12 protein-coding genes and 2 tRNA genes are annotated in these 12,850 nt (G+C 67.9%); 3 read left to right on the top strand and 11 right to left on the bottom strand.

Annotated elements, in window-relative coordinates; all coding sequences use genetic code 11:
• Positions 1 to 59: 59 nt before the first annotated feature.
• From lpxK to QP609_RS07135, 7 genes are read right to left on the bottom strand one after another with little or no spacing between them, the layout of a single operon-like run.
• Positions 60 to 1,079, bottom strand: a complete 1,020-nt coding sequence (gene lpxK, locus QP609_RS07165) for a tetraacyldisaccharide 4'-kinase (RefSeq protein ID WP_032960871.1) — start codon at positions 1,077 to 1,079, stop codon at positions 60 to 62.
• A complete protein-coding gene (gene msbA / locus QP609_RS07160; RefSeq protein WP_014646606.1) occupies positions 1,079 to 2,827 on the bottom strand; it encodes a lipid A export permease/ATP-binding protein MsbA in 1,749 nt (582 codons plus the stop codon). The genes lpxK and msbA overlap by 1 nt, the downstream gene beginning before the upstream one ends.
• Entirely contained in the window at positions 2,824 to 3,246 is a 423-nt protein-coding gene (locus QP609_RS07155) for a biopolymer transporter ExbD (protein ID WP_197621240.1), read from the bottom strand. The genes msbA and QP609_RS07155 overlap by 4 nt, the downstream gene beginning before the upstream one ends.
• Before the next feature lie 3 nt (positions 3,247 to 3,249).
• The gene (locus tag QP609_RS07150; RefSeq protein WP_014646605.1) at positions 3,250 to 3,912 is read right to left on the bottom strand and encodes a MotA/TolQ/ExbB proton channel family protein; all 663 of its coding nucleotides are present in this window, start codon (positions 3,910 to 3,912) and stop codon (positions 3,250 to 3,252) included.
• A 3-nt stretch (positions 3,913 to 3,915) separates the two neighbouring features.
• A complete protein-coding gene (locus QP609_RS07145) occupies positions 3,916 to 6,315 on the bottom strand; it encodes a DNA internalization-related competence protein ComEC/Rec2 (RefSeq protein ID WP_197621241.1) in 2,400 nt (799 codons plus the stop codon).
• 59 nt (positions 6,316 to 6,374) lie between these two features.
• A complete protein-coding gene (locus QP609_RS07140; RefSeq protein WP_142234488.1) occupies positions 6,375 to 7,718 on the bottom strand; it encodes a HAMP domain-containing sensor histidine kinase in 1,344 nt (447 codons plus the stop codon).
• Between the two features lies 1 nt (position 7,719).
• Positions 7,720 to 8,391, bottom strand: coding sequence for a response regulator transcription factor (locus tag QP609_RS07135; protein WP_005415973.1), 672 nt, complete (start codon positions 8,389 to 8,391; stop codon positions 7,720 to 7,722).
• A gap of 145 nt (positions 8,392 to 8,536) precedes the next feature.
• Here QP609_RS07135 and QP609_RS07130 point away from each other — a divergent pair, with 145 nt between their 5' ends.
• Positions 8,537 to 9,304 carry a MipA/OmpV family protein gene (locus QP609_RS07130; RefSeq protein WP_197621242.1) on the top strand — a complete coding sequence of 256 codons (768 nt, stop codon included), beginning with the start codon at positions 8,537 to 8,539 and terminating at the stop codon, positions 9,302 to 9,304.
• A 29-nt stretch (positions 9,305 to 9,333) separates the two neighbouring features.
• Complete coding sequence (locus QP609_RS07125; RefSeq protein WP_014646601.1) at positions 9,334 to 9,618, top strand: hypothetical protein; 285 nt, start codon at positions 9,334 to 9,336, stop codon at positions 9,616 to 9,618.
• An 87-nt stretch (positions 9,619 to 9,705) separates the two neighbouring features.
• Here the strand turns inward: QP609_RS07125 and QP609_RS07120 are convergent, their stop codons facing one another.
• The gene (locus tag QP609_RS07120; protein WP_162838510.1) at positions 9,706 to 9,846 is read right to left on the bottom strand and encodes a hypothetical protein; all 141 of its coding nucleotides are present in this window, start codon (positions 9,844 to 9,846) and stop codon (positions 9,706 to 9,708) included.
• Positions 9,847 to 10,028: 182 nt separating this feature from the next.
• Here QP609_RS07120 and QP609_RS07115 point away from each other — a divergent pair, with 182 nt between their 5' ends.
• On the top strand, positions 10,029 to 10,331 hold the full coding sequence (locus QP609_RS07115) for a hypothetical protein (protein WP_032960880.1): 303 nt from the start codon (positions 10,029 to 10,031) through the stop codon (positions 10,329 to 10,331).
• Between the two features lie 132 nt (positions 10,332 to 10,463).
• Here the strand turns inward: QP609_RS07115 and QP609_RS07110 are convergent.
• The 3 genes from QP609_RS07110 to uvrB all read right to left on the bottom strand — a co-directional run bounded on the left by QP609_RS07110 (position 10,464) and on the right by uvrB (position 12,842).
• Positions 10,464 to 10,538, bottom strand: a tRNA-Val gene (locus tag QP609_RS07110).
• 98 nt (positions 10,539 to 10,636) lie between these two features.
• Positions 10,637 to 10,711 (bottom strand) — tRNA-Val (locus tag QP609_RS07105).
• Positions 10,712 to 10,817: 106 nt separating this feature from the next.
• Complete coding sequence (gene uvrB, locus QP609_RS07100; RefSeq protein WP_014646599.1) at positions 10,818 to 12,842, bottom strand: excinuclease ABC subunit UvrB; 2,025 nt, start codon at positions 12,840 to 12,842, stop codon at positions 10,818 to 10,820.
• Positions 12,843 to 12,850 lie beyond the last annotated feature (8 nt).

Raw genomic sequence — 12,850 nt, 5'->3', positions numbered from 1 at the left:
AGGCTCGTTACAACGGGAATGCGGGCAGCAGCGCGTGAATGCAAGCGCCGCCGCGCCACTCAGTTCGGCCGCAGCTTGTCCAGGCGATCGGTCAGCGCCACCCAGAACGCCGCGGGCAACTCGGCGCGCAACGGAACCGCGTAGTGCCAGTCGTTGCCGAACGCACGGCATTTCACCGCGTCCTTCTCGGTCATCAATACCGGCAGCTGGCTGCCGAAGGACAGGTCCTGCGGCTGGTAGGCCTGGTGGTCGGCGAACGCATGCGGCACCACGCCGATCCCGCGCGCGCGCAACATGTCGAAGAAGCGCTGGGGATGGGCAATGCCGGCCACCGCATGCACGCGCTGGCCCTTGAAGTACGCCAGCGGGCGAGCGCGGCCACCGGCCAGCGGCTGTGCACTGTCGATGTGCAGCGCCATCGGCCACTGGCCGAAGCCACAGGCCTGCGCTGCGGTTTCCTCATCGGCCTGGCCGAGGTTGACCACCCGGAAATCGCATTCGCTGGCGCGGCTGACCGGCTCGCGCAACGGCCCGGCCGGAATCATCCGGCCATTGCCGTAGCGACGCTGCGCATCGACCACTTCGATCTCGATGTCGCGCGCCAGGCGGTAGTGCTGCAGGCCATCGTCGCAGACGATCACATCGCAGCCGGCCTCGATCAGCGCCTTGCCGGCGGCGACACGGTCGCGGTCCACGCGCACCGGCACACCGGTCTTCCAGGCGATCAGCACCGGCTCGTCACCGCCCTTGGCAGTTGGCGTATCGGCCTGCACCCACAGCGGCTTGTCGGCGTCTTCGCGACCATAACCACGGCTGGCCACGCCCGGCTTCCAGCCGGCCGCGCGCAGGCGCTCGACCAGGGCAATGGTCAGCGGCGTCTTGCCGGTACCACCGGCGGTGATGTTGCCGACCACGATGACCGGCACCGGCAGCGAGTGGCGCTTGCGCCAGCCACGCCGATAGGCGCGCCGACGCAGCGCGGTGACACCTGCGTACAGCGGCGCCAGCAGGCGCATCGTCCACGGAACGGGGCTGCCGTCGTACCAGTACGCCGGGGTCTGGGTACCCTTGCCGGCCATCAGTCCTGCCTTTCGCGGAACTGCATGCTGTGCAGATGCTGGTAAAGGCCGCCCAGTTCGAGCAGCTCCTTGTGGGTGCCACGTTCAACGATGCGGCCATGGTCCATCACCAGCACCTGGTCGGCATGCTCGATGGTCGACAGGCGGTGCGCGATGACCAGCGTGGTGCGTTCCGGCATCAGGCGCTGCAGCGCATCCTGCACCAGGCGCTCGGATTCGTTGTCCAGCGCCGCAGTGGCTTCGTCGAGGATCAGGATCGGCGCGTCGCGCAGGATCGCGCGGGCAATCGCCAGGCGCTGGCGCTGGCCACCGGACAGCAGCGCGCCATTCTCGCCGACCGGGGTCTGCAGCTGCTGCGGCATGCGTGCGATGAACTCCCAGGCATTGGCCGCTTCGGCCGCCGCACGGATCTGCTCATCGGTCGCCTCCATGCCGTAGGCGATGTTGGCCGCGATGGTGTCATCGAACAGCATCACCTTCTGCCCGACGATCGCCACCTGCCGGCGCAGGTCGGCCAGCGGATAGTCATCCAGGGCCACGCCATCGAGGGTGATGACGCCGCCACTGGGCTCGTAGAAGCGCGGAACCAGCCGGATCAGGCTGGTCTTGCCGCTGCCGGAACGGCCGACGATGGCCGTCACCGTGCCCGGCCTGGCAACGAAACTGATGTCGTCCAGGGCAATGCCGCTGTCTTCGCGGTAGCGCAGCATGACGTGGTCGAACGCCAGTTCGCCGCGCACGCGCTGCACGCGGTGCTGGCCCTCATCACGCTCCACCGGCATGTCGAGGATGCCGAACAGGCGCTCGGCGGCGGAGACGCCGCGCGAAATCGAGGTCTGTACGCTGGTCAGTCGGCGCAGCGAGGGAATGATGGCCATCATCGAGGTCATCAGGCCCATGAACTGGCCGGCATTGAGGCGGCCGGCCAGGGCTTCGCGGGTCGACACCCAGACAATCACCGCCAGCGCCAGTGCGGCCAGGAACTGCACCACGCTGGACGCGGCGGCGCGGGTGACCTCGACCTTCATGTTCAGCGCCAGCATGCGGTTGGCCAGGCGCGAGTAGCGCGAGATCTCATGCTGCTGGGTGCCGTGCACCTTCACTTCCTGCTGCGCGGCCAGCGACTGCTCGGCAGTCTGCGCCATCGTGCCCATGCCGTCCTGGATGCCGCGGCTGATGCGACGGTAGCGCTTGCCCACGTAGGACACGATGCCGCCGATCAGCGGCACCACCAGCAGCATCGCCAGGGTCACCTTGACGCTCATCTGCAGCATCACCGCCAGCATCGCGATGATGGTGAGGGTATCGGCGACCACGGTCTTCAGCGCGTCGGCACTGGCCTGGGTGACCTGTTCCGTATCGAAGTTGAGGCGGCTGACCATTACCGGCGTCGCTTCGGTATCGAAGTGCGACGACGGCAGGTGCAGGTACTTCTGCAGCACCTGCTCACGCAGGTCGCGGACCACGCTGCGGCCGGTCTTGGCCAGCGTGTAGTCGCTGACCCAGGTGGCCAGGCTGCGCATCAGGAACAGGCCGAGGATGGTCAGCGGCAGCACCACGGCCGCGCGCGGCTGCGGATCGACGAAACCTTCGTTGACCAGCGGCTCCATCAGCTTGGTGAAGTGGTAGCCGGCGAGGGCTTCGACCACCATGGCGATGACCGCGCCGACCATGAACACCCAGTAGGTGCGGGTGTAGCCCAGCAGACGTTTGTAGATCGGCCACACCGGCGCGTGATGGGAACTCATGGACGCACCTCTGGCGCAGTTGCAATGGCGATACGACGGAAACCGAGCTGACCGAGCGCGTCCTGCGCAGTCACCACGGCCTGGTAGGGAGTACGCGCGTCGGCGCGCAGCAGCACGGGCTGGCTGCGATCACTGCCGGCGACGGCGACGATGGTCTGCTTGACGGACTCGACATCGCTGCGCAGCACTTCCTGGTCATTGATGAAATAACGGCCTTCGGCGTTGATCAGCACGCTGAGCGAACGCGGCGGTTCTTTGTTGGGCTGCTGGCTGGCGGTGGGCAGCTGCACCTGCAACGTCGAGCGCGCATCGAAGGTGGTGGTGACCACGAAGAAGATGATCAGCACCAGGATGACGTCGATCAGCGGGACCAGATCGATATGCGGCTCATCCTGGGATCGGTCATTGCCGATACGCATCGATCAGGCCTTCGCCGCAGCGGCGTTGGCCGGGCGCGCCGACGGGGACGGGTTCATCACCCCCGGGCGGCCGTCGAGCGTATCCAGCAGGGCGCTGGCCTCCTGTTCCATCTCCACCACGTAGCCGTGGATGCGGCCCTTGAAGTAGCGATGGAACATCAGTGCCGGGATGGCCACGATCATGCCGGTGGCGGTGCACACCAGGGCCTTGCCGATGCCACCGGCCAGCTGGTTCACATCACCCACGCCATGGTCGAGGATGCCCAGGAACATCTGGATCATGCCGATCACGGTGCCCAGCAGGCCCAGCAGCGGGCCAGCCGAAGCGATGGTGCCCAGCGCGTTGAGGAACCGCTCCATGCGGTGCACCAGGTGACGGCCGGTATCCTCGATGCGCTCGCGGATCTGGTCGCGCGGGCGGTTGCGGGCTTCCAGCGCGGCCGCCAGCAGCGCGCCCAACGGCGAGTTGGCACGCAGGGTCTGCAGGTGCGCCGGGTCAAGCTTGCCGCGCGCGGCCCAGTTGCGCACTTCCTGGCCGAGGCCGGGCGGCAGCACCTCCGTTCGCCGCAGGGACCAGAAACGCTCCAGGATGATCGCCAAAGCCAGTACGCCCAACAGCAGCAGCGGCACCATCGGCCAGCCACCGGCCTTGACCAGTTCCCACACGTTTCAACCCTCCGGCCCAACGGCCGCTTGTTCGATCGGCGATAGGATAGCAGCCGACCGCGCCCGCCCAGCGGCATCCCACCACCGGGATGCATGGATGCGCTGTTCACGCAGCTGCAGCCCTTGTGCGCCAAGCCATACGCGGATCGCCCCGGACTCCGCAGTGGACACCACCTCGGCGCCCTGCCCCTGCCAGCGCCGGACCACGTCCTGGCGCGGGTGGCCGAAACGGTTCTGGTGGCCGGCCGAGACCAATGCCAGCCGGGCTGACACCGCCGCCACCCAGGGCGCGCTGGAGCTGCCGCCACTGCCATGGTGCGGCACCAGCACCACATCCGCCTTCAGCGCCGCCGCAGACGCCCGCAACAGCGCCTGTTCGGCCGGACGGCCGATGTCCCCCGGCAACAGGACCACGCCATGGGCACCGGCCACGCGCAGCACGCAGCTGTCTTCGTTTTCGGCCCGCTGGCTGCCGGCATCCGGGTGCAGCACCTGGAAATCGACGCCATCCCAGTGCCAGCGCAGGCCGCGCTGGCAACGGCCGGCCCCGGCGATCGTACTTCCCGGCGGCGCCAGCAATGGCAGCCCCGGCAGCTGAAGACGCAGGCTCGGCAGGTTGCCGGCATGATCGAGATCGTCGTGGCTGAGCAGCGCCCGCTCGGGCGGCGCCTGGCCCAGGGCCCGCAGTGACGGAACCAGGATCCGCTCGCTGCCCTCGCCCCCGTTCGGCGGCCCCACGTCGTACCAGAGGGCATGCCGCGCAGTACGCAGCAACACCGCCGTGCCCTGGCCGACGTCATGCACCAGCAGCTCCAGCTCTCCCTCGGCCGGGCGCTCACGCGCCGGCCACAGCAGCGGCAGGCACAGCAGCAGGCCAGCCAGCCAGCCCCCGGCCCCCCGTGGCAGCAGCCACCAGAACACCCCCAGCAGCGCCGCCGGCACCGCCCAGGCCGGCGCCTCGGCCAGCCACCACATCGCCTGCGGGTGCGCCGCCAGTGGCTGCAGGGCCTGCCAGCTGATCTCGAACAGCCACGCCGCCGCGCGCCACGCCCAGCGCCCAGCGCCGTCGTGCAGCGCCTGCAGGGCGGTGCCCAGCAGCGACAGGGGCACCACCAGCAATGTCCACCACGGGATGACCGGCAGGTTCACCAGCGGCCCCAGCCAGGCGGTGCCACCGAACAAGGCGATGCCCAGCGGCAACAGGCCGACGCTGGCCACCCCTTGTGCGGCCAGGAACCCGCGCAGGTTGGCGGCCACCCCGCGCGGACGTCCCTGCGGCAAGCACCACACCAGCCACAGTACGCCGCCGAAGCTGAGCCAGAAGCCCGCTGACAGCACCGACAGGGGCGCCGGCAGCAGCAGCGCCAGCGCCGCCAGCGCAAGCCCCTGCACGAGACCGAGCGGGCGCCGCCCGCTGCGCGCCAGGGCCACCAGCCCGATCATCAGTGCCGTGCGCACGGTCGGCAACTCACCACCGGCCAGCACCGCATAGCCCGCTGCGGACAGCGCCGCGGCGCAGGCCGCCGCCTGTGGACGTGGCCAATGCCGGGCCAGCAGGGGGTACAGCCACCACAGCCCTCGGCACAGCAACGCCCCCAGCCCCGCCACCACCCCGACATGAAATCCGGAAATGGCCACCAGATGGGTCAGCCCCAGCGCCCGCAGCTGATCCCAATCGGTGTCGGACAGGCCACGCGTGTCGCCCAGGGCGAGCGCCTGCACGAAACGGGCGGCCGGATGGGCCACTTGCAGCGCGATGGCGGCGCTGGTGCGCTCACGCCATGCAGGCAGGCCATGTCCGGCCTGCAGCTCACGCGCGCTGGCCGGCGCCCTCACCGTTCCAGTGCCGGCTACGCCACGCAGCAGCGCATGACGCTCACTGTCAAAACCCCCGGGATTGATCCGCGAGCGAGGGGCCCGCACACGCAGCGCCAGCTGCCACTGCGCACCGGCCAGGACCTGCCTGCGCCGCCCCTCGGCAGCGGCGCTGGACCTGCCTTGCCAGCCGTCGTTCCAGGTGACCTGCAGGCGCTTGCCGCGCAGCGATGGCAGTTCGCGGCTCTCGCTGACCTGCAGCAGGAAGCGGGTGTGCGCGGCCCGATGATCCGGCAGATCGATGACCCGGCCACTGACCACTACATCCCGAGCCGGTTGGCCCGGTGGCAGCTGGTCCTGCATTGCCCAGTGCGCGTGCATCGACGTCCATCCGGCACCGAGCAGCATGACCGCCGGCAGGCGCCCCCGCCATCGCAGGCCCCACCCGGCCATGCCAAGCACGATCATCACCGTGCAGACCCACAGCGGCGGCAGCTGCGACAGCTGCACGCAGCCCAACGCCCCCAGTGTGAGCGCCCCAGCGGTGCCACTGCCCAGCAAGGGAGACGGGGAGCGCTCGATGGCCATGAGGCCAGCCTGCCGCTGCCGGCGGCAGGTTGCCTATCGGGACTTGCCCCGCAAACGCGTCAGCGCCGCGCGCTGCCGCGATGGAAATTGACCCGGAAGCTTGCGCCGCCGCCCGCGGCCTCACCGACACTGACCGAGCCGCCATGGTGCTGCACGATCTCCTTCACCAGGTGCAGGCCAAGGCCACTGCCGCTGCCCGCCGCGCGCAGGCGATGGAACGGCTCGAAGATCGCCTCGCGGTCGCCTACTGGAATGCCCGCGCCCTGGTCGCTGACTTCCAGCAACCCGCGCGTGTCCAACCGCACACAGATGGTGCCACGGCCACCACCATGCACGATCGCGTTGTGTACCAGATTGGCAATCACCCGCCCCAGCGCCAGGCTGTCACCGTGGATCCACACCGGCGCTTCCGGCGCGTCCACTTCGAATCCATAGCCGGCGCCCACCACCAACGGCGCCAGGTCCGCGGCTGCCTCACGCACCAGCAGGGCCAGGTCCAGCCGCTGCAATGCGCCGACATTGCGGTCAAGCCGCTGCAGATCAAGCAGGTGCTCGGCAACATTGCCCAGCCGCGCCACGTCGGTCAGCAACTGCGATTTCAGCTCGCCCTGCGGCAGCTGCGACAGGCGCGCCTGCACCACGGCGATCGGCACGCGCAGCTCGTGCGCTGCGTCGGCAAGGAACTTGTCGCGCGCGGCGTAGCCCTGCTGCACCTTGTCGATGGCATCGTTGAACGCTTCCACCAGCGGCGCCACTTCCGTGGAGACCAGCCGCGCATCCAGCCGCGCACCGGGCTGGCCGATGTCCAGCTCCTTGGCCTGCTGCGCGGAACGGCGCACACCGCGCATGGCACGGTGGATCACGGTCGGCATCACCAGCAGGGTGACCACGATCAGTGGCAGGAAGAACCACAGGCCGATCAGGCGCAGCACCATCAGCGCACCGTCCAGCAGCCCGCCCTTGGGTGCTCCACCGACCATCACGGTGATGCGGCGCCCATCCTCGTTGCGGATCATCACCCGCGCCACGTCCAGGTAGGGCGGTACCAGCGAACCCAGCTCGGTGGCACCCACGGTCGGCAGCCGCGCGAGCATCGGCGCGTGGATCGCGGGGATGATGCCGCGCTCCAGCCACATGCCCTTGTCGTCCACCGCGGCGAACCAGAGATTTCCCCCGGCGTTGGCATCGAGCTTGTCCCAGCGCGCCTGGTCCAGCACCAGGCGGCCGTCTTCGCTGTGCACCGCCTTGGCCACCGCCTCGGCAACGAACATGTCCATGCCCCAGGAGTCCTTGTCACCCCAGGTCAGGATCAGCGCGACCACCGCGAACAGTACGGTGAAGGCCTGCGCCAGGAACAGGCGCCAGGCCAGGCCAAGGGTGATCGAACGGATCGGACGGGCCATCTCAGGCCTCCGCCAGCAGGTAGCCGACGCCCCGTATCACGTGGATCTCGACGCCGGCACCGGCCTGCTGAAGTGCCTTGCGCAGCTTGGAGATGTGCGCGTCGAGCGCATTGGACTGGATCTCATCGTCGAAACCGTACACCGCAGCCTCCAACGCACTGCGGGTGACCGTGCGCCCCTGCCGCATCGCCAATGCCTGCAGCACCAGTACCTGCCGACGTGGCAGCGCCAGAGGCTGGCCCTCCACCTGCGCCTGCAGCGATTCGAAATCGAACTCGAGCCGCCCCAGCCGCAGGCTCGGTGTCACCATCGCCGAAGGCCTGCGCGATACCGCGCGGATGCGCGCCATCAGTTCCTCGATCGCCACCGGCTTGACCAGATAGTCGTCGGCACCGACGTCCAGGCCTTCGACCTTGTCCGACAGCGTGCCCTTGGCGGTCAGCATGATCACCGCCAGGTTCGGCCGCAGCGCACGCGCCGTCGCGACGAATCCGGCGCCATCGCCATCGGGCAGCTGGCGATCGAGCAGCAGCAGCTGGTGCACCGGTTCGCGCAACGCGAGCGCGGCCTCGGCCAGGCTGCCGACCACGTCGGCGACCACGCCCTGCCGCTCCAGGCCCGATTGCAGGGCGCGGGACAGATCAGGATCGTCTTCGACCAGGAGGATGCGCATCAGGAACTCGTCTGCCGGAAACGCTGCCGATCATAGTGCCTGGCGCCAGGGTTTTGCGCCCATGCGTGCCGATCACGCGGGCGCAATGTTCTGACAATGTTGCCCCCTCACCATGCGCAGCCATCCTCCGCAACGTGGCTGATCGATGCCGTCGCTGTCCCCGACCCTGCTGCGCCCGCTGCTGTTCACCGCTGCCCTCGGCGTGCCGTTGCTCGCCCACGCTGCCGAGCAGAACCCGGGCGTACAGGCCGGCATCAGCGCTGGCGCGACCTCCGGTGCGTACGCGCACTACGACGTCAAACCGCTGGTGGTACCGGCCATTGCCTGGCAGGGCGAGCGCTTCTTCGCCAGCCCCGGCTCGCTGGGCATGTACCTCTACAAGGGCCAGGGACTGCGCCTGTCGGCGGCGGTCACGCCCTACACGCTGCGCTTCAAGACCGACGACGTGAACGATGCTCAGCTGCGCCGCCTGCACAGCCGGCAGATGTCGGCCATGGCCGGCATCAACGGCGAGTACAGCGCCGACTGGGGCATGGTCGAGGCCAGCGTGATGCGCGAAGTGACCGGCCATGGCGGCGGTTTCGAGTCGCGCCTGCATTACAGCTACCCGATCCAGGCGGGTCGCTTCACCTGGGTGCCGCGGGCGGGCGTGGTGCACTCCAGTGCACGGCTGCTCGACTACTACTACGGCATCAGCGATGAAGAAGCCCTGCGCTCGGGCCTTGCCGCCTACCGCCCCGGCAGCACCACGTCGCCGAGCCTGCAGATCACGGTCAGCACGCCACTGGGCACCAAATGGCGCGCCACCGGCGTGGTGGCCAACCAGTGGTTCGGTGATGCAGTGAAGGACAGCCCGATGGCACGACGTGGCACGCAGACGTCGGCCTTCGTTTCCCTGATGCGCTCGTTCTGAGCGAGCGCCCCCTACGGACAAGGACCCCCATGGCCTCCGTCTCCTCCGCCACCGAAGCCCACGCGATCCTGCGCGCGCCCGACCTGGACAGCGCCGAGCGCGTCTATCTGGGACTGATGCCCGACCTCGAACATGTGAATGCACTGGCACGCCGTGCAGTGGGCCTGTCACGCGTTGCCGACGCGGCACGCGGCTATGCGTTGTCGATGACCCTGGTTGGACTGCGCCTGCAGGAACTGGAGATGGGCGAGCCGACGGCCAGGGAACACCGCCAGGCAACCCTGCGCAGCCTGCGCCAGGCCTTCAGCGCCTGACGGCACATGCACGGACACTGCCGCCGCACCCTTGCCGCGGCACCCGTATTCACTGCATCAGCAGCCAAGCCCACGCGGTAGCGTCGCTCAGCGCAGCGTGGTCCACGCCAGCAGCGCGCACAGGATCGCCACCCAGATCACTGCCTTGAACGTGCCTTCCAGCATGTTGCCGCCGAACAGGCGTTCCAGGAACGGATTGGGCCTGGACACCGGGACGTGATCGCTCATGCGGCAGCTCGCTGAAGTGACGGCGCGGTTGCGCGGTAGCGCCGAGTCTACGCCTGCGCGCCCCGGATTCATCGCCGCCTGCCCGCCTTTGGCGGCGCAATCCCCGTCTTCGTCGCAGGCCGGCTGCGGTGCCCGGCCGGCCATGCCAGCCTGCACGCACTTTCCCGCTGGAGCACCGTGCCATGCCGATGCTTGCCCTGGTCCTGCTGTTCTCCAGCCTGTTCGGCGACGGCAGCGGGCCCACCGAGGATGCCCTGCGCAGCCAGATCCTGCGCACCGAAGGACCGCAGGACACGCATGAAGCGCTGCCCCTGCAGCTCTATCACCTGCGCCAGGACCGCGTGCTGCGCCTGGGCAGCCAGCAACTGGCAGGCGACCAAGGCGGCAGCCCGCATGCTGCGCTGGCCCGGGCAGGTGTAGCGCAGCTGTGGGAACGCGTCGATGGCCACTGGCGGATCCAGCGTTCGATCACCATCACCCACTGATTTCACGCCACTGAACCTGCAGGAATGTGGCTTCGCGGGAACGCCGGGGTCCTGCCCCTGGAAAGAAAAAAAGCCGGCCCCAGGGCCGGCTTTCATCGTTTCCACCGCTTCACCGGCAACGCCGGGAACAGGTGGTGGGCGGTACAGGGTTCGAACCTGTGACCCCTACCATGTCAAGGTAGTGCTCTACCGCTGAGCTAACCGCCCATCTTGTTTTTGCCGCCCGAAGGCTGGCCTTGTTACGTAAAAACCCGGCGCCAGGGCCGGGCTTTGCAGTTCACGAGAGCCCTTTTGCGAGGACTTCGTGGTGGGCGGTACAGGGTTCGAACCTGTGACCCCTACCATGTCAAGGTAGTGCTCTACCGCTGAGCTAACCGCCCGTTTTGCTTCTGCATTTCCGCGATTGCGTCGGTGCAGGCCGCGTATATTACGGATGCCGGCAGGGAAGCGCAACACTTTTGTGAAGATGATGCTGCACTGCCGCGTTCAGCCCAGGCTGGCTTCCTTCAGCTGGCGGATCTGGTCACGCACGCGCGCGGCATCCTCGAATTCCAGATCCTTGGCGTGCTGGTACATCTGCTGTTCCAGCGCCTTGAGACGGACAGCCAGCTGCGCCGGCGACAGCGAACGATAGTCGGTCGCCTCTTCGGCCACGCCCGCCCGGCCCTTGCCCTTGCCCTTCTTGGCTTCCTTCTCCGCGGCATCCGAACGCGCGCCCTCGAGGACGTCGACGATCGGGCGCGCCACCGAACGCGGCACGATGCCATGTTCTTCGTTGTACTCGACCTGCTTGGCGCGGCGGCGGTCGGTTTCATCGATCGCCGCCTGCATCGAACGGGTGATCCGGTCGGCATACAGGATCGCCTTGCCGCGCACGTTGCGGGCGGCGCGGCCGATGGTCTGGATCAGCGAGCCGGTGGAGCGCAGGAAACCCTCCTTGTCGGCATCGAGGATCGCCACCAGCGATACCTCGGGCATGTCCAGGCCTTCGCGCAGCAGGTTGATGCCGACCAGCACGTCGAACTTGCCCAGGCGCAGGTCGCGGATGATCTCCACACGCTCGACAGTGTCCACGTCCGAGTGCAGGTAACGCACGCGGATGCCATGCTCGGTGAGGTATTCAGTGAGGTTTTCAGCCATGCGCTTGGTCAGCGTGGTGACCAGCACGCGGTCGCCCGCCTTGATGCGCGCGTTGGCCTCGCTCATCAGGTCGTCGACCTGGGTACCCACCGGCCGGATCTCCACCACCGGGTCGATCAGGCCGGTCGGGCGCACCACCAGTTCGGTGATCTCGTCTCCGGCCTCGCGGTATTCATACGGACCCGGCGTGGCCGACACGTAGATGCTGCGCGGGCAACGCTCCTCCCATTCCTCGAAACGCAGCGGACGATTGTCCAGCGCGGACGGCAGGCGGAAGCCGAACTCGACCAGGGTTTCCTTGCGCGAGCGATCGCCCTTGAACATGGCGCCGATCTGCGGAATGGTCACATGCGATTCGTCGATGACCAGCAGCGCATCGGCCGGCAGGTAGTCGAACAGGGTCGGCGGCGGCTCGCCGGCGGCCTTGCCGGTCAGGTGCCGGGAGTAGTTCTCGATGCCGTTGCAGTAACCGACCTCGGCCATCATCTCCAGGTCGAACTGGGTGCGCTGCGCCAAACGCTGCGCCTCCACCAGCTTGTTCTGCGCGTACAGCTGCTCCAGCCGCTCCTTCAGCTCCACCTTGATCGTCTCGATCGCCGCCAGCACGCGTTCGCGCGTGGTCGCATAGTGGGTCTTCGGATACACGGTGAAGCGCTGCATGTTGCGCAGCGTCTCGCCGGTCAGCGGATCGAACAGGGTGATCTTCTCGACCTCGCCATCGAACAGCTCGAGGCGCAGCGCTTCACTGTCCGACTCGGCCGGGAACACGTCGATCACTTCGCCGCGCACGCGGAAGGTGCCGCGCTGCAGTTCGTACTCATTGCGCGTGTACTGCAGCTGGGTCAGGTGGTTGATCAGGTCGCGCTGGTCGATGCGCTCGCCCTTGGACAGGATCAGGCGCAGCGACAGGTAGTCTTCCGGCGCGCCCAGGCCATAGATCGCCGACACCGTCGCCACCACGATCGCGTCCGGGCGCGACAGCAGGGTCTTGGTCGCGGCCAGCCGCATCTGCTCGATATGTTCATTGATCGAACTGTCCTTCTCGATGAAGGTGTCCGACGACGGCACGTAGGCTTCCGGCTGGTAGTAGTCGTAATAGCTGACGAAATACTCCACCGCGTTGTGCGGGAAGAACGCCTTGAATTCGCCATACAGCTGCGCCGCCAGCGTCTTGTTCGGCGCCATGATCAGCGTCGGCTTCTGAATGTTCTGGATGACGTTGGCGATGGTGTAGGTCTTGCCCGAGCCGGTCACGCCCAGCAGGGTCTGCTTGGCGATGCCGGCCTCGAAGTTGCTGGTCAGCTTCGCGATGGCATCGGGCTGGTCGCCCGCCGGCGAATACGGCGAGACAAGTTCAAAACTGTCGCTCATGGTGTTGC

Origin of the sequence: Stenotrophomonas sp. 8(2023), assembly GCF_030345295.1 — a bacterium.
Lineage (GTDB): Bacteria > Pseudomonadota > Gammaproteobacteria > Xanthomonadales > Xanthomonadaceae > Stenotrophomonas > Stenotrophomonas muris.
The sequence above is the reverse complement of the archived record's forward strand: the minus strand, read 5'-3'. Positions and strand labels throughout refer to the sequence as shown.

What these genes read in the sequence shown, in the direction of transcription:
- lpxK (WP_032960871.1), bottom strand. Translation starts at nt 1,079, where the DNA reads ATGGCCGGCAAGGGTACCCAGACCCCGGCGTACTGGTACGACGGCAGC.
- msbA (WP_014646606.1), bottom strand. Translation starts at nt 2,827, where the DNA reads ATGAGTTCCCATCACGCGCCGGTGTGGCCGATCTACAAACGTCTGCTG.
- QP609_RS07155 (WP_197621240.1), bottom strand. Translation starts at nt 3,246, where the DNA reads ATGCGTATCGGCAATGACCGATCCCAGGATGAGCCGCATATCGATCTG.
- QP609_RS07145 (WP_197621241.1), bottom strand. Translation starts at nt 6,315, where the DNA reads ATGGCCATCGAGCGCTCCCCGTCTCCCTTGCTGGGCAGTGGCACCGCT.
- QP609_RS07140 (WP_142234488.1), bottom strand. Translation starts at nt 7,718, where the DNA reads ATGGCCCGTCCGATCCGTTCGATCACCCTTGGCCTGGCCTGGCGCCTG.
- QP609_RS07135 (WP_005415973.1), bottom strand. Translation starts at nt 8,391, where the DNA reads ATGCGCATCCTCCTGGTCGAAGACGATCCTGATCTGTCCCGCGCCCTG.
- QP609_RS07130 (WP_197621242.1), top strand. Translation starts at nt 8,537, where the DNA reads ATGCCGTCGCTGTCCCCGACCCTGCTGCGCCCGCTGCTGTTCACCGCT.
- QP609_RS07125 (WP_014646601.1), top strand. Translation starts at nt 9,334, where the DNA reads ATGGCCTCCGTCTCCTCCGCCACCGAAGCCCACGCGATCCTGCGCGCG.
- QP609_RS07120 (WP_162838510.1), bottom strand. Translation starts at nt 9,846, where the DNA reads ATGAGCGATCACGTCCCGGTGTCCAGGCCCAATCCGTTCCTGGAACGC.
- QP609_RS07115 (WP_032960880.1), top strand. Translation starts at nt 10,029, where the DNA reads ATGCCGATGCTTGCCCTGGTCCTGCTGTTCTCCAGCCTGTTCGGCGAC.
- uvrB (WP_014646599.1), bottom strand. Translation starts at nt 12,842, where the DNA reads ATGAGCGACAGTTTTGAACTTGTCTCGCCGTATTCGCCGGCGGGCGAC.